Origin of the sequence: Pseudomonas grimontii, assembly GCF_007858185.1 — a bacterium.
Taxonomy (GTDB): Bacteria; Pseudomonadota; Gammaproteobacteria; order Pseudomonadales; family Pseudomonadaceae; genus Aquipseudomonas; species Aquipseudomonas grimontii.
Map to the genome: position 1 here is coordinate 226,144 of NZ_VFES01000001.1, position 15,912 is coordinate 242,055.

The 15,912-nt window shown below is 60.0% G+C and carries 20 protein-coding genes; 15 read left to right on the forward strand and 5 right to left on the reverse strand.

Annotated elements, in window-relative coordinates; translation table 11 throughout:
- Window positions 1–102 precede the first annotated feature (102 nt).
- The 10 genes from FIV39_RS01125 to hisC all read left to right on the forward strand — a co-directional run bounded on the left by FIV39_RS01125 (window position 103) and on the right by hisC (window position 8,133).
- A complete protein-coding gene (locus FIV39_RS01125) occupies window positions 103–912 on the forward strand; it encodes an ATP-binding cassette domain-containing protein (RefSeq protein WP_003171811.1) in 810 nt (269 codons plus the stop codon).
- A complete protein-coding gene (gene mlaE, locus FIV39_RS01130; protein WP_090409407.1) occupies window positions 912–1,709 on the forward strand; it encodes a lipid asymmetry maintenance ABC transporter permease subunit MlaE in 798 nt (265 codons plus the stop codon). The genes FIV39_RS01125 and mlaE overlap by 1 nt, the downstream gene beginning before the upstream one ends.
- Window positions 1,709–2,176: an outer membrane lipid asymmetry maintenance protein MlaD gene (gene mlaD, locus FIV39_RS01135; RefSeq protein WP_003171814.1), complete on the forward strand. Its 468-nt coding sequence runs from the start codon at window positions 1,709–1,711 to the stop codon at window positions 2,174–2,176. Before mlaE ends, mlaD begins: the two co-directional genes overlap by 1 nt.
- Before the next feature lie 11 nt (window positions 2,177–2,187).
- A complete protein-coding gene (locus FIV39_RS01140; protein WP_090409406.1) occupies window positions 2,188–2,835 on the forward strand; it encodes an MlaC/ttg2D family ABC transporter substrate-binding protein in 648 nt (215 codons plus the stop codon).
- Window positions 2,832–3,137, forward strand: a complete 306-nt coding sequence (locus tag FIV39_RS01145) for an STAS domain-containing protein (RefSeq protein WP_090409404.1) — start codon at window positions 2,832–2,834, stop codon at window positions 3,135–3,137. Before FIV39_RS01140 ends, FIV39_RS01145 begins: the two co-directional genes overlap by 4 nt.
- Window positions 3,138–3,251: 114 nt before the next feature.
- Window positions 3,252–3,491, forward strand: coding sequence for a BolA family protein (locus FIV39_RS01150; RefSeq protein ID WP_027604803.1), 240 nt, complete (start codon window positions 3,252–3,254; stop codon window positions 3,489–3,491).
- Window positions 3,492–3,514: 23 nt separating this feature from the next.
- Window positions 3,515–4,780 carry a UDP-N-acetylglucosamine 1-carboxyvinyltransferase gene (murA, locus tag FIV39_RS01155; RefSeq protein WP_024073479.1) on the forward strand — a complete coding sequence of 422 codons (1,266 nt, stop codon included), beginning with the start codon at window positions 3,515–3,517 and terminating at the stop codon, window positions 4,778–4,780.
- Window positions 4,781–4,993: 213 nt separating this feature from the next.
- A complete protein-coding gene (hisG, locus tag FIV39_RS01160) occupies window positions 4,994–5,629 on the forward strand; it encodes an ATP phosphoribosyltransferase (protein WP_003188599.1) in 636 nt (211 codons plus the stop codon).
- A 128-nt stretch (window positions 5,630–5,757) separates the two neighbouring features.
- Window positions 5,758–7,077: a histidinol dehydrogenase gene (gene hisD / locus FIV39_RS01165; protein WP_053131525.1), complete on the forward strand. Its 1,320-nt coding sequence runs from the start codon at window positions 5,758–5,760 to the stop codon at window positions 7,075–7,077.
- A gap of 3 nt (window positions 7,078–7,080) precedes the next feature.
- Window positions 7,081–8,133, forward strand: a complete 1,053-nt coding sequence (gene hisC, locus FIV39_RS01170; protein WP_090409402.1) for a histidinol-phosphate transaminase — start codon at window positions 7,081–7,083, stop codon at window positions 8,131–8,133.
- A 62-nt stretch (window positions 8,134–8,195) separates the two neighbouring features.
- Here hisC and FIV39_RS01175 read toward each other — a convergent pair whose 3' ends face one another.
- The gene (locus FIV39_RS01175) at window positions 8,196–9,470 is read right to left on the reverse strand and encodes a uracil-xanthine permease family protein (RefSeq protein ID WP_090409400.1); all 1,275 of its coding nucleotides are present in this window, start codon (window positions 9,468–9,470) and stop codon (window positions 8,196–8,198) included.
- Between the two features lie 2 nt (window positions 9,471–9,472).
- Complete coding sequence (gene upp / locus FIV39_RS01180) at window positions 9,473–10,111, reverse strand: uracil phosphoribosyltransferase (protein ID WP_027604798.1); 639 nt, start codon at window positions 10,109–10,111, stop codon at window positions 9,473–9,475.
- Window positions 10,112–10,274: 163 nt separating this feature from the next.
- Here upp and FIV39_RS01185 point away from each other — a divergent pair, with 163 nt between their 5' ends.
- From FIV39_RS01185 to FIV39_RS01200, 4 genes are all read left to right on the forward strand, one after another.
- Window positions 10,275–10,832: a hypoxanthine-guanine phosphoribosyltransferase gene (locus FIV39_RS01185; RefSeq protein WP_090409397.1), complete on the forward strand. Its 558-nt coding sequence runs from the start codon at window positions 10,275–10,277 to the stop codon at window positions 10,830–10,832.
- A 3-nt stretch (window positions 10,833–10,835) separates the two neighbouring features.
- Complete coding sequence (locus FIV39_RS01190; protein ID WP_090409393.1) at window positions 10,836–11,303, forward strand: WbuC family cupin fold metalloprotein; 468 nt, start codon at window positions 10,836–10,838, stop codon at window positions 11,301–11,303.
- 35 nt (window positions 11,304–11,338) lie between these two features.
- Entirely contained in the window at window positions 11,339–11,824 is a 486-nt protein-coding gene (locus FIV39_RS01195; RefSeq protein WP_090409391.1) for a hypothetical protein, read from the forward strand.
- Window positions 11,825–11,951: 127 nt separating this feature from the next.
- Window positions 11,952–12,239 carry a PA4642 family protein gene (locus FIV39_RS01200; RefSeq protein WP_003188614.1) on the forward strand — a complete coding sequence of 96 codons (288 nt, stop codon included), beginning with the start codon at window positions 11,952–11,954 and terminating at the stop codon, window positions 12,237–12,239.
- A gap of 69 nt (window positions 12,240–12,308) precedes the next feature.
- Here the strand turns inward: FIV39_RS01200 and mqo are convergent, their stop codons facing one another.
- Together mqo and FIV39_RS01210 are read right to left on the reverse strand one after the other, a co-directional pair.
- Window positions 12,309–13,817 (reverse strand): malate dehydrogenase (quinone), encoded by a 1,509-nt coding sequence (mqo, locus tag FIV39_RS01205; RefSeq protein WP_090409388.1) that lies wholly within the window; start codon window positions 13,815–13,817, stop codon window positions 12,309–12,311.
- Between the two features lie 728 nt (window positions 13,818–14,545).
- Window positions 14,546–14,779, reverse strand: coding sequence for a hypothetical protein (locus FIV39_RS01210; RefSeq protein ID WP_090409386.1), 234 nt, complete (start codon window positions 14,777–14,779; stop codon window positions 14,546–14,548).
- A 194-nt stretch (window positions 14,780–14,973) separates the two neighbouring features.
- Between FIV39_RS01210 and FIV39_RS01215 the strand changes: the two genes are divergently transcribed.
- Window positions 14,974–15,561: a YajG family lipoprotein gene (locus FIV39_RS01215; RefSeq protein ID WP_053131509.1), complete on the forward strand. Its 588-nt coding sequence runs from the start codon at window positions 14,974–14,976 to the stop codon at window positions 15,559–15,561.
- A gap of 57 nt (window positions 15,562–15,618) precedes the next feature.
- On the opposite strand, the gene FIV39_RS01220 is transcribed toward FIV39_RS01215, so the two are convergent.
- The gene (locus tag FIV39_RS01220) at window positions 15,619–15,828 is read right to left on the reverse strand and encodes a hypothetical protein (protein WP_090409383.1); all 210 of its coding nucleotides are present in this window, start codon (window positions 15,826–15,828) and stop codon (window positions 15,619–15,621) included.
- Window positions 15,829–15,912: the final 84 nt, after the last annotated feature.

The following is a 15,912-nucleotide window of genomic DNA, read 5'->3' on the forward strand; positions in this document are numbered from 1 at the left end:
TTCGGTTCGCCCAGCCCATGTGGCTATCTATATGCGTCACCGTTGCAAACGTTTGTCGCATGCATGGTGTCTGAGTGAGAGGCTGCATCCCAAGGAGTTTAGATGAGTGCCGATAACGCCTACGCGGTCGAGCTGAAGGGACTGACCTTCAAGCGCGGGACGCGCAGCATCTTCAATAACGTCGATATTCGCATTCCCCGCGGCAAGGTCACGGGCATCATGGGTCCGTCCGGTTGCGGCAAGACTACGCTGTTGCGTCTGATGGGCATGCAATTGCGCCCCAGCGCCGGTGAGGTGTGGGTCAACGGCCAGAACCTGCCGACGCTGTCGCGCAGTGATCTGTTCGACGCGCGCAAGCATATGGGCGTGCTGTTCCAGAGCGGTGCGCTGTTTACCGACCTCGATGTGTTCGAGAACGTGGCGTTTCCGCTGCGGGTACATACCCAGCTGTCCGACGAAATGATTCGTGACATTGTGTTGCTGAAATTGCAGGCCGTAGGCCTTCGCGGCGCCATCGACCTGATGCCCGACGAACTGTCCGGCGGTATGAAGCGTCGTGTGGCCCTGGCGCGTGCCATCGCCCTCGACCCGCAGATCCTCATGTACGACGAGCCCTTCGTCGGCCAGGATCCGATTGCCATGGGCGTGCTGGTGCGCTTGATCCGTTTGCTCAACGACGCGTTGGGTATCACCAGCATTGTGGTTTCCCACGACCTTGCAGAAACCGCGAGCATTGCCGATTACCTCTATGTAGTCGGCGATGGCCAGGTGCTGGGGCAGGGCACGCCAGAAGAACTGATGAACGCCGACAACCCGCGTATTCGCCAATTCATGACCGGCGATCCCGATGGCCCTGTGCCTTTCCACTTTCCGGCAGCGGATTACCGCTCAGACCTTCTGGGGAAGCGCTGATGCGCAAGACATCTCTTATCGAGAAGGTTCGCCTTTTCGGTCGCTCCGGTATCGACATCGTCGAAGTGCTGGGCCGCTCGACGATTTTCCTGTTTCACGCCTTGCTTGGCCGCGGCGGCATTGGTGGCGGCTTTGGCCTGTTGATCAAGCAGCTGCATTCGGTGGGCGTGATGTCCCTGGTGATCATTGTGGTCTCCGGGGTGTTCATCGGGATGGTGCTGGCGTTGCAGGGCTTCAATATCCTGTCCAGCTACGGTTCGGAGCAGGCGGTGGGGCAGATGGTTGCCCTGACGCTGCTGCGTGAGCTGGGGCCGGTCGTGACCGCGTTGCTGTTCGCCGGTCGCGCGGGTTCCGCGTTGACTGCCGAAATCGGCAACATGAAGTCCACCGAGCAGTTGTCCAGCCTGGAAATGATCGGCGTGGACCCGCTCAAGTACATTGTTGCCCCGCGCCTGTGGGCCGGCTTTATTTCCCTGCCTTTGCTGGCGATGATCTTCAGCGTGGTCGGTATCTGGGGCGGTTCGTGGGTGGCGGTGGACTGGCTGGGCGTCTACGAGGGTTCCTACTGGGCCAACATGCAAAACAGCGTGACCTTCAACGGTGACGTGCTCAACGGCATCATAAAGAGCATCGTCTTCGCCTTTGTAGTGACCTGGATCGCCGTATTCCAAGGCTATGACTGTGAGCCCACTTCAGAAGGGATCAGTCGCGCCACCACCAAGACCGTTGTGTACGCCTCACTGGCAGTACTGGGCCTTGACTTCATTTTGACCGCCTTGATGTTTGGAGATTTCTGATGCAAAACCGCACTGTGGAAATCGGTGTCGGCCTTTTCTTGCTGGCTGGCATCCTGGCTTTACTGTTGCTGGCCCTGCGAGTCAGCGGCCTTTCGGCCAGCCCCACCGCCGATACTTATAAACTTTACGCGTACTTCGACAATATCGCCGGTTTGACTGTCAGAGCTAAAGTGACCATGGCCGGTGTGACCATCGGCAAGGTCACGGCAATCGATCTGGATCGCGATAGCTTCACCGGGCGAGTGACGATGCAACTGGACAAGAAGGTCGATAATCTGCCGACCGACTCCACTGCATCTATCCTCACTGCGGGTCTGCTGGGCGAGAAGTACATCGGTGTCAGCGTGGGCGGGGAAACAGCCCTGCTCAAGGATGGTTCGACCATCCACGACACTCAGTCGTCGCTGGTGCTTGAAGACCTGATCGGTAAATTCCTGCTCAATACGGTCAATAAAGACGCCAAATGAGGAATCTGTACATGATCTCTACCTTGCGACGTGGCCTCCTGGTACTGCTTGCAGCGCTGCCGTTGATGGCCAACGCAGCAGGTTCTGCGCACGAACTGGTGCAGGACACTACCAACAAGATGTTGGCTGACCTGACTGCCAATAAAGAGCAGTACAAGCAAGACCCGAGCAAATTCTACGAAGCGCTGAATACCATCGTCGGTCCGGTCGTCGATGCTGAAGGTATTTCGCGCAGCATCATGACGGTCAAGTATTCGCGCAAGGCCACCCCTGCGCAAATGCAAACGTTCCAGGAAAACTTCAAGCGTGGCCTCTTCCAGTTCTATGGCAACGCTTTGCTTGAGTACAACAACCAGGGCATTACCGTCGCTCCCGCCGGGGATGAGTCGGGTGATCGCACCAGCGTCAACATGAGCGTCAAGGGTTCCAACGGCGCTGTCTACCCGGTGCAGTACACGCTGGAGAAGATCAATGGCGAGTGGAAGCTGCGCAACGTGATTATCAACGGTATCAACATCGGCAAGCTGTTCCGTGACCAGTTCGCCGACGCCATGCAGCGCAATGGCAACGACCTGGACAAAACCATCAATGGTTGGGCCGGTGAAGTCGCCAAGGCCAAGGAAGAGACCGACAAAGCTGCCGGGAAGCCTGCGCAATGACCGAGTCGGGTGTTCGTCTCGGTGACGCTGGCGAGCTGTTCCTCAGCGGCGTGCTGGATTACCGCACCGGGCCTGACCTGCGCAAGCAGGGCCAGGCGCTGATCAAGACCAGCGCCGCCCCTGCGTTGGTGCTCGATTGCTCGGCTGTGACCAAGTCCAGCAGCGTCGGCTTATCGCTGCTGCTGTGCTTTATGCGCGATGCCGAAGCGGCCAAAAAACCGGTCAGCATCCGTGCATTACCTGAAGACATGCGCGAAATTGCCGAGGTTTCCGGTTTGACCGAGCTGTTGGCACATCCTTAATACACATTATCGATGAAGCCCCCCGTCAGAGTCCTGCTATGCGGGGTTCGCAGGCGCGGGGCTTTTTTGTATGATGTGCGACCCGTGCGCACTGGGCGCCGATAGAGGTTGATCATGCAGGCCCTAGAAGTTAAGAGCTTTCTTGAAGGAAAGCTGCCGGATACGAACGTAGAAGTTGAAGGCGAAGGCTGCAACTTCCAGCTGAACGTGATTAGCGATGAACTGGCGGCACTCAGCCCGGTCAAGCGTCAGCAGCAGATCTATGCCCATTTGAACCCGTGGATCACCGATGGCAGCATCCATGCGGTCACTATGAAATTTTTCAGCCGCGCGGCCTGGGCCGAGCGCACCTGAGCCCCCAAGGCGTCGAGATTCTTATGGATAAATTGATTATTACCGGCGGTGCCCGCCTTGATGGCGAGATTCGCATTTCCGGTGCGAAAAACTCTGCCTTGCCAATCCTGGCCGCGACCCTGCTGTGCGATGGCCCGGTAACCGTAGCCAACCTGCCGCACCTGCACGACATCACCACCATGATCGAGCTGTTTGGTCGCATGGGTATTGAGCCGGTAATCGACGAGAAACTGTCAGTCGAAATCGATCCGCGCACCATCAAGACCCTGATCGCCCCGTACGAACTGGTGAAAACCATGCGTGCGTCGATCCTGGTATTGGGCCCGATGGTCGCCCGTTTCGGCGAAGCCGAAGTCGCATTGCCTGGTGGTTGCGCCATTGGCTCGCGTCCGGTGGACCTGCACATCCGTGGCCTTGAGGCCATGGGCGCGACCATCGATGTCGAAGGCGGCTACATCAAGGCCAAGGCGCCGGAAGGCGGCCTGCGCGGCGCGAACTTCTTCTTTGATACCGTCAGCGTGACCGGTACCGAGAACATCATGATGGCCGCTGCCCTGGCCAACGGCCGCAGTGTGCTGCAAAACGCTGCGCGCGAGCCTGAAGTGGTCGACCTGGCCAACTTCCTGATCGCCATGGGTGCCAACATCACCGGCGCCGGCACCGACACCATCACCATCGACGGTGTGAAGCGCCTGCACCCGGCCACCTACAAAGTGATGCCGGACCGCATCGAGACTGGTACCTACCTGGTTGCTGCCGCCGTCACCGGTGGTCGCGTCAAGGTCAAGGACACCGATCCGACCATCCTGGAAGCGGTCCTGGAAAAACTGCGCGAAGCCGGTGCCGAAATCACCACCGGTGAAGACTGGATCGAGCTGAACATGCATGGCAAGCGGCCAAAAGCCGTTAACGTGCGTACCGCTCCATACCCGGCGTTCCCAACCGACATGCAAGCGCAGTTCATCTCCTTGAACGCGATTGCCGAAGGCACCGGTGCAGTGATCGAGACCATCTTCGAAAACCGCTTCATGCACGTTTATGAACTGCACCGCATGGGCGCGAAGATCCAGGTCGAAGGCAACACCGCCATCGTTACCGGCACCGAGAAGCTCAAGGGCGCGCCAGTCATGGCCACCGACCTGCGCGCTTCGGCCAGCCTGGTGATCTCGGCGCTGATCGCCGAAGGCGATACCCTGATCGACCGCATCTACCACATCGACCGTGGTTACGAGTGCATCGAGGAAAAACTGCAGATGCTCGGCGCGAAAATCCGCCGCGTACCGGGCTAGTCCCCACTGCATTGTAGGCGCGAGCTTGCTCGCGAAGAACTCGTGGGCACCGCGTTGAGTCTGAATAAACGCGTTATCGTTGACGTTTTTCGCGAGCAAGCTCGCTCCTACATACACTGGTTTGTTTCAAATCGAGGCTGTCATGGTCTCGATCTGTGTCTGGCGCCGTTTGCGACCGGACAGCAATAGCCTGATGAAGGACTGACGTTTCCCATGTTGACCATCGCACTGTCCAAGGGCCGCATCCTTGACGACACTTTGCCGCTTCTGGCTGAAGCGGGCATCGTGCCGACCGAGAATCCGGACAAGAGCCGCAAGCTGATCATCCCCACGACCCAGGACGACGTTCGCCTGCTGATCGTACGGGCTACCGACGTGCCAACTTACGTTGAACATGGCGCGGCCGACCTCGGTGTCGCCGGTAAAGACGTGCTGATGGAATACGGCGGCCAAGGCCTGTACGAGCCGCTGGACCTGCGCATTGCGCTGTGCAAGCTGATGACGGCCGGCCGTGTCGGTGATGTTGAGCCCAAAGGCCGCCTGCGCGTGGCCACCAAGTTCGTCAACGTCGCCAAGCGCTACTACGCCGAGCAAGGCCGCCAGGTCGACATCATCAAGCTCTACGGCTCGATGGAGCTGGCGCCGCTGATCGGCCTGGCCGACAAGATTATCGACGTGGTCGACACCGGCAACACCCTGCGTGCCAACGGTCTCGAACCACAGGACTTTATCGCCGACATCAGCTCTCGGCTGATCGTCAACAAAGCGTCGATGAAGATGCAGCACGCCCGTATCCAGGCGTTGATCGACACCCTGCGCAAGGCAGTGGAGTCTCGACACCGCGGTTGACTCACCCGCGTAGCTGAAAAGCCGCGCCCGTCTATCCGCCTCATAGCCAGAATTCTCAGGTGCCCAAGCGGAAACGACTGCTAGTTTAGGGCGCCTGAGTTTTTGCCAATTCTATTGAGGCCCTCGCTATGACCACGTCCACTGCAATTGCCCGACTCAACGCTGCCGACCCGGATTTCGCCCATCATCTGGATCATCTGCTGAGCTGGGAAAGCGTGTCCGACGACTCGGTCAACCAGCGGGTGCTCGACATTATCAAGGCCGTGCGCGAGCGCGGTGACGCGGCGCTGGTGGACTTCACCCGCCAGTTCGACGGTCTGGACGTCAAGTCCATGTCCGACCTGATCCTGCCTCGCGAACGCCTGGAACTGGCCCTGACGCGCATCACCGCGCCGCAGCGCGAAGCCCTCGAAGTCGCCGCGACCCGAGTGCGCAGCTACCACGAAAAACAGAAGCAGGATTCCTGGAGCTACACCGAAGCCGATGGCACGGTGCTGGGCCAGAAGGTCACACCGCTGGACCGTGCGGGTCTGTACGTACCGGGCGGCAAAGCTTCTTACCCGTCCTCAGTATTGATGAACGCGATCCCGGCCAAAGTTGCCGGCGTGACCGAAGTGGTCATGGTGGTACCGACCCCGCGCGGTGAAATCAATGAGCTGGTACTGGCTGCCGCCTGCATTGCCGGTGTCGACCGCGTGTTCACCATCGGCGGTGCCCAGGCGGTTGCCGCCCTGGCTTATGGCACCGAAAGCGTGCCGAAGGTCGACAAGGTGGTCGGCCCCGGCAACATCTACGTTGCTACCGCCAAGCGCCATGTGTTCGGCCAGGTGGGGATCGACATGATCGCCGGCCCGTCTGAAATCCTCGTGGTGTGCGACGGCCAGACCGACCCGGACTGGATCGCCATGGACCTGTTCTCCCAGGCCGAGCACGACGAGGACGCCCAGGCGATCCTGGTCAGCCCGGACGCCGAGTTCCTCGACAAGGTCGCCGCCAGCATCAATAAGCTCCTGCCGACCATGGACCGCGCCGAGATCATCGAGAAGTCGATCAATGGTCGTGGCGCGCTGATCCTGGTGCGTGACATGGAGCAGGCCATCGAAGTGGCCAACCGTATCGCGCCGGAGCACCTGGAGCTGTCCGTGGCCGATCCACAGGCCTGGCTGCCGTCGATTCGCCATGCGGGTGCGATCTTCATGGGCCGCCACACCAGCGAAGCGCTGGGTGACTACTGCGCCGGTCCTAACCACGTGCTGCCGACTTCCGGTACCGCGCGCTTCTCGTCGCCGCTGGGGGTGTATGACTTCCAGAAGCGCTCGTCGATCATCTTCTGCTCGCCACAAGGCGCTTCCGAATTGGGCAAGACTGCCTCGGTGCTGGCCCGTGGTGAATCCCTGAGCGCCCACGCCCGTAGTGCCGAGTATCGAATCCTGGAAGAGGGGAAATAACACATGAGCAAATTCTGGAGCCCCTTCGTCAAGGACCTCGTGCCTTACGTGCCCGGCGAGCAACCGAAGCTGACCAAGCTGGTCAAGCTCAACACCAATGAAAACCCCTACGGCCCATCGCCCAAGGCGCTGGCGGCGATGCAGGCCGAGTTGAACGACAACCTGCGCCTGTATCCGGACCCCAACAGCGACTTGCTCAAGCAGGCCGTGGCCAAGTATTACGCGATCGACGCCAGCAAGGTGTTCCTCGGCAACGGCTCCGATGAAGTCCTGGCGCACATCTTTCACGGCCTTTTCCAGCACGAACTGCCGCTGCTGTTCCCGGATATCAGCTACAGCTTTTATCCGGTGTACTGTGGTCTCTACGGCATCCAGTCCGACCCGGTGCCGTTGGGCGAGCAGTTCCAGATCCGCGTGGCCGACTACGCCAGGCCCAACGGCGGGATCATCTTCCCCAACCCGAACGCACCGACAGGCTGCGTCCTGGCGCTGGATGCCGTGGAGCAGATCCTCAAGGCCAGCCCGGATTCGGTGGTGGTGGTTGATGAAGCCTATATCGACTTTGGCGGCGAAACCGCCATCAGCCTGGTGGACCGCTACCCGAACCTGCTGGTGACCCAGACCCTGTCCAAGTCACGCTCACTGGCCGGCTTGCGTGTAGGCCTCGCCGTGGGCCACCCGGACCTCATCGAAGCGCTGGAGCGGGTCAAGAACAGCTTCAACTCCTACCCGCTGGATCGCCTGGCGATTGTCGGCGCGGCGGCGGCGTTCGAGGACCGTGAGTATTTCGAGAAGACTTGCCAGTTGGTGATCGACAGCCGTAACAAGCTAGTCGCGCAATTGGAAGGCAAGGGCTTTGAAGTGTTGCCGTCAGCGGCCAACTTCATCTTTGCCCGCCACCCACGGCACGACGCTGCCGGCCTGGCGGCCAAGCTGCGTGAGCAGGGGGTGATCGTGCGGCACTTCAAGCAGGAGCGGATTGCCCAGTTCCTGCGGATCAGCATCGGTACGCCGGAGCAGAACCAGGCGCTGATCGATGGTCTCGGCGAGCTTTAACGGGCGCTGAAATCAAATGTGGGAGGGGGCAAGCCCCCTTCCACATTGGTTTGTATTGGCAGTTAGATCAGCGGCTCATCCGGCTTCTTGTTCTTCCAGCCATCATTGCCCGGCAGCAGCAGGTTCAAACCAATCGCTACCACCGCACACAGGGCGATGCCCTTCAGACCGAAGTCATCCGGACCCGTCCCGGTTCCCACCAATACGCCGCCAATGCCGAACACCAGGGTCACCGACACAATCACCAGATTGCGCGCTTCACCCAGGTCAATCTTGTGGCGGATCAACGTGTTCATCCCCACCGCGGCAATCGAGCCGAACAGCAGGCACAGGATCCCGCCCATCACCGGTACCGGGATGCTTTGCAGCAGTGCACCGAACTTGCCGATGAACGCCAGGCTGATGGCAAACACCGCCGCCCAGGTCATGATCTTCGGGTTGTAGTTCTTGGTCAGCATCACCGCGCCCGTCACTTCGGCGTAGGTGGTGTTCGGCGGGCCGCCAAACAGGCCGGCTGCCGTGGTGGCGATACCGTCACCGAGCAAGGTGCGGTGCAGGCCAGGTTTCTTCAGGTAGTCGCGACCGGTCACGCTGCCCACTGCAATCACACCGCCGATATGTTCGATCGCTGGGGCCAGGGCCACCGGGACGATAAACAGGATCGCCTGCCAGTTGAACTCCGGCGCGGTGAAGTGGGGCAGGGCGAACCACGGTGCTGCGGCGATCTTTGCCGTGTCGACCACGCCAAAGTAGAACGCCATGGCAAATCCCACCAACACGCCGGAGATGATCGGCACCAGGCGGAAAATACCCTTGCCGAACACCGCCACGATCAACGTGGTCAGCAGCGCAGGCATCGAGATCATCATCGCTGTCTGGTAATGAATCAACTCGGCGCCATCGCCGGATTTACCCATCGCCATGTTCGCGGCAATCGGTGCCATGGCCAGGCCGATGGAAATGATTACCGGGCCGATCACCACGGGTGGCAGCAGGCGGTCGATGAAGCCGGTGCCTTTGATCTTCACGGCCAGGCCGAGGAAGGTATAGACAAAACCGGCTGCCATCACCCCGCCCATGGTCGCCGCCAGGCCGAACTGGTCCTTGGCGAGAATGATCGGGGTGATGAAGGCAAAGCTCGACGCCAGGAATACCGGCACCTGCCGCCCCGTCACCACCTGGAACAACAACGTGCCCAGGCCAGCGGTGAACAGTGCGACGTTTGGATCCAGACCTGTGATCAGCGGCATCAACACCAGCGCGCCAAATGCTACGAAGAGCATTTGTGCGCCAGACAGGATCTGGCGCCAAAGCGGGTCGTTGAATTCATCCTGCATGTTCACGCGTCCTTCTGCTTGGTGCCGAAGATCTTGTCACCGGCATCGCCCAGGCCTGGGATGATGTAGCCGTGTTCGTTCAGGCGCTCATCGATGGAGGCGGTGTAGATCTGCACGTCCGGGTGGGCTTTCTCGACGGCGGCGATGCCTTCGGGCGCGGCCACCAGCACCATGGCGCGGATGTCCCGGCAACCGGCTTTTTTCAGCAGGTCGATGGTGGCAACCATGGAGCTGCCGGTGGCGAGCATCGGGTCAATGATCATGGCCAGGCGTTCGTTGATTTCCGGTACGAGTTTTTCCAGGTAGGTGTGGGCCTGCAGGGTTTCTTCGTTGCGGGCTACGCCGACGGCGCTGACCTTGGCGCCCGGAATCAAGCTGAGCACGCCTTCGAGCATGCCGATACCGGCGCGCAGGATCGGCACCACGGTGATCTTCTTACCGGCGATTTTCTCGACCTGGACGGTACCCGCCCAACCTTCGATGTCGTAGGTTTCCAGAGGCAAATCTTTGGTGGCTTCGTAAGTGAGCAGCGCTCCGACTTCCTGAGCAAGCTCACGGAAATTCTTCGTGCTAATGTCGGCACGGCGCATAAGGCCGAGTTTGTGTCGGATCAGCGGGTGGCGGATCTCGCGAGTGGGCATGGGAAAGGCTCCGGCGGCGGGCAAAAAAACCGGCCTAGATTAATCTATCCGAGGGTGTTGTCCTATAGACATCTAGTACGTTAGTCCATTAAGGCTTGATCGTTGCGCCTCACATGCGTACCTTTGCCCGCTTTTCTTGCCACAGCACCCCTTGGAGAGCGCCATGTCCGCTGATCTCGAGCATATCCGTCAAATCATGCGCGAGGCTGACTGCCTGTATACCGAAGCGCAAGTCGAAGCAGCGATCGCCAAGGTTGGCGCACACATCACCCGCGACATGGCCGACACCAACCCGGTGGTCTTCTGCGTGATGAACGGTGGCCTGATCTTCGCCGGAAAATTGCTGACTCACCTGCAATTCCCGCTGGAAGCGTCCTACCTGCACGCCACTCGCTATCGCAACGAAACCACTGGAGGCGACCTGTTCTGGAAAGCCAAGCCGGAAGTCTCGTTCATCGACCGCGACGTGCTGATCATCGATGACATCCTCGATGAAGGCCACACCCTGGGTGCGATCATCGACTTCTGTAAACACGCTGGCGCACGTAAAGTGCACACCGCCGTGCTGATCGACAAAGACCACGACCGCAAGGCCCGTCCAGAGTTGAAAGCCGATTTCGTCGGCCTGCCATGCATCGATCGCTACATCTTCGGTTACGGCATGGATTACAAAGGCTACTGGCGCAACGCCAATGGGATCTACGCCGTCAAAGGTATGTAACGTATGACTCGCTTTCTTGATCAGACACTGTTTGCCGAGCTGGCCGAGAAAGCGGCCGCCAGCCCCCGTGGCCGGCATCATCACAACTTCCATCAGATGGACGAGCCGTGCCATCGGTTGGCCGTGGGCCTGCAGCCCAGCACGTATGTGCCGCCACATCGGCACTTGAGCGCGGACAAGGCGGAAACCTTGCTGGTTCTCCAGGGCCGCTTGGGCTTGCTGGTGTTCAGCGATACCGGCGAGGTGCTCGCCAAGCGTGTGATGCAGGCCGGCGGTGAATGTTCGGGCGTCGACCTGCCGCCCGGCGTGTTCCATGGCCTGGTGGTACTGGCGCCCGATACGGTGATGTTCGAGTGCAAGGCCGGGCCTTATCGGCCGGTGGGCGAAGGCGAACTGGCCGATTGGGCGCCCCGTGAAGGCGACGCCAACGTGGCCGAGTATCAACGTTGGATGCTTGCCCAGTTCGATTGAGCTACAGTGCTGGGCCACCTCTTGCGGAGCGGCCCATGAGCCTGTTGATACGCACCTGCGCCGCCCTGGCGTTGACCTTCAGTCTGCCGCTGGCTGCGGCGCCTGCGCCGATGCATGCGCAGTTCCTGCCGCCGGACGATCTCACCCTGCGCGCCGAAAGCCCTGACCAGCAACAGCTGTTGCAAGTCACCGAGTACGCGGTGGTGGTGGGCAACCAGCGTCAATCCACGCAACAGCCGATTCCGGTGACCTCCCCGCTGATGATCCGCCTCAAGGGCAAGTCCCTGAACAAAGGCGCGAGCATCAATCAGGTGGTGCTCAACTTCGATGCCGAAAGCAAAAGCCTGAAAAAGCCGGCATACGATGACAAGAGTAAAACCTTGACCCTGTCGTACCCGCTGACCCAGTACCGAGTGATTGTCGACCTGCTGCGCAATGACACGGTGTATGTGCAGTTCCTCAGTTACGCCAACGGGCATATCTGGGCGGATTTGCATACCGGTGCTGTTCGTACCAAATAGCAACAACACTGAAGATCCAACTGTGGAAGGGGGCTTGCTCCCTCATTGGTTCTTCAGCGCTTTCGAAGCCCGCGCCTCGCAGGTAGACTTCAAACCCCGTGTAAATGTCTGCTGGCTGGAGTCGGTAATGCGTAAAGATAAGAAACAGGTGATTGGTGACGAGATCGGCGACGATCAGATCAAGTTGTTCCTGGACTTCGAGCCGGTTGACGCGACTTCCCCGTCCCTGCACAAACTGATCAAGGCCTACCGCGGCCTGCGTATCGACGACTTCGAGCGCTTCCTGGGCTTTTTCAAGGAGGCCGGCCTGGACCTGGATGGCAAGGATGAGCACGGTCAGACCTTCGTCGACCTGATCAAGGACCAGCGTAACGCCGCCGAGTACATCGAGCTGATCGACAACGCCCGCGGCTGATTCTTCCTGGCCATAAAAAACGCCCCGTTCTCATCGTGAGAGCGGGGCGTTTTTTATTGCGGCAATGCCTTAGGCGTAGCTCTCGGCCTGGTTGCTCTGCTCAACCAGCTCCAGGCTGATGTTGTTCTGCGCGTTGATCTTGCGATACAGCTCAGCATCAGTCTCCAGGACCTTCTCCCGAGCCGGGAAGATCTCGTGCAGCTTGGTCGCCCACTCACCGGCAGTTTTCTCCGGGAAGCAGCGCTCGATCAGTTCCAGCATGATCGACACGGTCACCGAGGCGCCTGGGGAGGCCCCCAGCAGCGCGGCCAGCGAACCGTCCTTGGCCGCGACCAACTCGGTGCCAAATTGCAGCACGCCGCCTTTTTTCGGGTCTTTCTTGATGATCTGCACCCGTTGGCCGGCCACTTCCAGGCGCCAGTCTTCGGCTTTCGCCTCGGGGTAGAAACGGCGCAGGGATTCCAGGCGCTGTTCCATGGACTGCATCACTTCGCTGACCAGGTACTTGGTCAGGTCCATGTTGTCGCGGGCCACGGCCAGCATCGGGCCGATATTGCCGGCGCGAACCGACAGCGGCAGGTCGAGGAACGAGCCGTGCTTGAGGAACTTGGTGGTAAAGCCGGCGTATGGCCCGAACAGCAGGGATTTCTTGCCGTCGACTACGCGGGTGTCCAGGTGCGGCACGGACATCGGCGGCGAGCCCACGGCGGCCTGGCTATAGACCTTGGCCTGGTGGTGCTTGACCACTTCCGGGTTGTCGCAACGCAGCCACTGGCCGCTGACCGGGAAGCCGCCAAAACCTTTGCTTTCTTCGATACCCGAGGCTTGCAGCAGCGGCAGGGCCGCGCCACCGGCGCCGAGGAATACGAACTTGGCGTCCACTTCGCGACTGTTGCCGCTGTTGACGTCCTTGATGCTCACGGTCCAGCCGGCGCCGTTACGCTTGAGGCCGGTGACGCGCTTGCTGTACTTGACCTGGGCGTCCGGTGAGCTGGTCAGGTGGCTGAGCAACTGGTTGGTCAGGGCGCCGAAGTTGACGTCGGTGCCATTCATCACGCGGGTGGCGGCGATTTTTTCGTCGAGCGGGCGGCCCGGCATCATCAATGGCATCCACTCGGCCATCTCGTTGCGGTCTTCGGTGTAGTGCATGTCCGAAAACGCATGGTGCTGGCTGAGGGTTTCAAAGCGCTTCTTGAGGAAGTCCACGCCTTTTTCGCCCTGCACGAAGCTCAGGTGCGGCACCGGGCTGATAAAGGACTTGGACGAGCCAAAGGTGCCCTTCTTGGTCAGGTAGGCCCAGAACTGCTTCGACACCTCGAACTGGGTGTTGATGTGCACGGCTTTCTTGATGTCGATGGAGCCATCGGCGGCCTGGGGCGTGTAGTTCAGCTCACACAGCCCGGCGTGGCCGGTACCGGCGTTGTTCCACGGGTTGGAACTTTCCGCGGCACCCGAATCCATCAGCTCAACGACTTCCAGCTTGAGGCCGGGGTCGAGCTCTTTGAGCAGTACGGCCAGGGTGGCACTCATGATGCCGGCCCCTACCAGTACTACGTCGACTGCTTCGTTATGCGCCATTTAACGCGTCTCCAAAATCTGCAGCACCAAATTGACGGCATGGCTGCCAGGAGTGACGGGGCGGTTCACGTGTTGCCCCAGGTTACCCATGGCAAGGATCGCCATGTCCGTTTCGCAATTCTTTGCAAGTTCAGCACACGCTTCCTGCCGGGCCTAATCTGCCTATGAACGCATTCATGGGCGCCTGTGGCAATTCGACTTATGGTCAAAGCGTGCGATTCGTGCAATCAATCCGTAGCGGACAGGCTCAAGCTCCGGTGTTTGCGGAGTACTCGGTCCTGTGTGGTTGGGCTGTTCCAGACGCTGATGGTGCTTGTACAAACGCCAAACTATTCATTTGCTCGCCACACTCTTGTGAAGTTGTGAAAACCCGTTTTTTTCACGCTCTTTTGAAGACGTGAACCTCAAAAAAGGGCTGCCCCAGCCTGGCACCTGGCCCGCAAACTTCTGCCGACATGCGGCAAAACGGGCAAACAACTCAAGTGGCCGAGCGCAATGGCAGCTCTGGCAGATTCGGTAAAGACGGGTGGTTTGCAAAGGAAACAGCAAGCGCGCCAGCTTCACTCGATCTGTGTGGGCGGCTCTCTGTGGGCGATTCTTGGGGTTAATACCGAGGCATTAACGATGCTGCGAGGCCCGATCAGGAGACGTCCTTATAATCGGGGGGAGATTGTAGCGAAGAACGCCGGAGAAATGGGCGTGTTTTATGACTTTTATTAGGCGTTTGGTCAAGCGGCCAACGGCTGGTGACGGGGCGACCGCGCAGGGCGTGGGCTTACACGGGCGCGGGCCGGCAACGGACGATGCATCCAGCTCAGGCGAATTTCTTCGATTTCCACCCAGCCGTCGCCGACGGGAGGCTGGCTGCACTCTTTGAACGCCTGGCAGCAGCCTTGCGCATCGAGCAGGGCGAACTGGCGAAGGGCGGGCTTGCGCGTAAACAGCGACCAGAGAAAATGCATGGCGATCAACCTCCTGAGATTGAGACCAAGCATGCCAGCCCGGGATGACGAGCCCATGTAAGGCCTGTGACATCTGGGTTACATCGAACCGCAGCGGCGGCGCTGGGTCATAGGTTGTAACTGACGCTAGTTCACTGCAGTGGCGCCCCGCTATACTGCCGGCCTGTCGGTACCTGATTTCTGGAGAGAAGCGCATGTTGCAACGCCTGTTGTTCGGTTTGATCACTGTGACCAGTTTGACCCTGGTTGGCTGCGCCAACAGCCCGCAACAACTCAGCCCGCAACCGAAACTCACCACGCAGTTGGCCCCGGTGGGTCACGGTCAGCCGGTGTCGGTGCGTGTGGTGGACGGTCGTCCGTCGCCGACCCTGGGCTCTCGCGGCGGCCTGTATCCGGAGACCGCGCTCATCTCGGTGACCGGCCAGGACGTGCTGCCCAAGCTGCAAGCGCAGGCTGAAGCGGCCGTGCGCCTGTTGGGCTTCACCCCGAGCCCCAACGCCCCAGGCGCTCCCCAGTTGACCATCACCTTGGCTGAGCTGAAGTACCAGTCGCCCAAAGAAGGCCTGTATGTGACTGAAGCGGCCATCGGCGCAACGTTCAAGTCCGACGTCACCGCCGGTACCCGTCGCTACAGCGGCCGTTACGGTGCGTCGCTGAACCAGCGCTTTGGCATGTCGCCGAACCAGGAAACCAACACCAAGCTGGTCAGCGACGTCCTGAGTGACGCCTTGACCCGCCTGTTCAAGGATCCAAGCATCGGTTCATTGCTCAGCTCGCAGTAACCGCTCAAACAAAAAACCGGGCTCAGCGATGAGCCCGGTTTTTTTATGCCTTCAGTTTCACGCCGCGGTGTCGATACAAAAGTCCAGCATGCTCACCCCCGTCAACAGATCGGCCTCCGGCAAGTCCGCATGCTGGTGCCCGCCAAGGGCGCAATACACCAACCAGTGGCGGTCCTGCACGTTGAACGCGAGGCCGCCGATCAGCGCTTCCTGCTCATCGCTTGGGGCTATCAGATACAGCCGATCCTGGTTGTGCGCGTGCAGCATGACAAGCTCCTGAATGTTCGAAGGGCAACAGAGTGGCTTGTTAAGGTGACGTTCAGGTGACGCCGTAAATTACTGGATACATTA

Coding starts and splice junctions, on each gene's coding strand:
- mlaE (WP_090409407.1), top strand. CDS start 912: ATGCGCAAGACATCTCTTATCGAGAAGGTTCGCCTTTTCGGTCGCTCC.
- FIV39_RS01125 (WP_003171811.1), top strand. CDS start 103: ATGAGTGCCGATAACGCCTACGCGGTCGAGCTGAAGGGACTGACCTTC.
- FIV39_RS01145 (WP_090409404.1), top strand. CDS start 2,832: ATGACCGAGTCGGGTGTTCGTCTCGGTGACGCTGGCGAGCTGTTCCTC.
- mqo (WP_090409388.1), bottom strand. CDS start 13,817: ATGGCGCATAACGAAGCAGTCGACGTAGTACTGGTAGGGGCCGGCATC.
- FIV39_RS01220 (WP_090409383.1), bottom strand. CDS start 15,828: ATGCTGCACGCGCACAACCAGGATCGGCTGTATCTGATAGCCCCAAGC.
- hisD (WP_053131525.1), top strand. CDS start 5,758: ATGACCACGTCCACTGCAATTGCCCGACTCAACGCTGCCGACCCGGAT.
- FIV39_RS01150 (WP_027604803.1), top strand. CDS start 3,252: ATGCAGGCCCTAGAAGTTAAGAGCTTTCTTGAAGGAAAGCTGCCGGAT.
- FIV39_RS01175 (WP_090409400.1), bottom strand. CDS start 9,470: ATGCAGGATGAATTCAACGACCCGCTTTGGCGCCAGATCCTGTCTGGC.
- FIV39_RS01190 (WP_090409393.1), top strand. CDS start 10,836: ATGACTCGCTTTCTTGATCAGACACTGTTTGCCGAGCTGGCCGAGAAA.
- FIV39_RS01140 (WP_090409406.1), top strand. CDS start 2,188: ATGATCTCTACCTTGCGACGTGGCCTCCTGGTACTGCTTGCAGCGCTG.
- FIV39_RS01195 (WP_090409391.1), top strand. CDS start 11,339: ATGAGCCTGTTGATACGCACCTGCGCCGCCCTGGCGTTGACCTTCAGT.
- hisG (WP_003188599.1), top strand. CDS start 4,994: ATGTTGACCATCGCACTGTCCAAGGGCCGCATCCTTGACGACACTTTG.
- FIV39_RS01200 (WP_003188614.1), top strand. CDS start 11,952: ATGCGTAAAGATAAGAAACAGGTGATTGGTGACGAGATCGGCGACGAT.
- FIV39_RS01185 (WP_090409397.1), top strand. CDS start 10,275: ATGTCCGCTGATCTCGAGCATATCCGTCAAATCATGCGCGAGGCTGAC.
- FIV39_RS01215 (WP_053131509.1), top strand. CDS start 14,974: ATGTTGCAACGCCTGTTGTTCGGTTTGATCACTGTGACCAGTTTGACC.
- FIV39_RS01210 (WP_090409386.1), bottom strand. CDS start 14,779: ATGCATTTTCTCTGGTCGCTGTTTACGCGCAAGCCCGCCCTTCGCCAG.
- murA (WP_024073479.1), top strand. CDS start 3,515: ATGGATAAATTGATTATTACCGGCGGTGCCCGCCTTGATGGCGAGATT.
- mlaD (WP_003171814.1), top strand. CDS start 1,709: ATGCAAAACCGCACTGTGGAAATCGGTGTCGGCCTTTTCTTGCTGGCT.
- upp (WP_027604798.1), bottom strand. CDS start 10,111: ATGCCCACTCGCGAGATCCGCCACCCGCTGATCCGACACAAACTCGGC.
- hisC (WP_090409402.1), top strand. CDS start 7,081: ATGAGCAAATTCTGGAGCCCCTTCGTCAAGGACCTCGTGCCTTACGTG.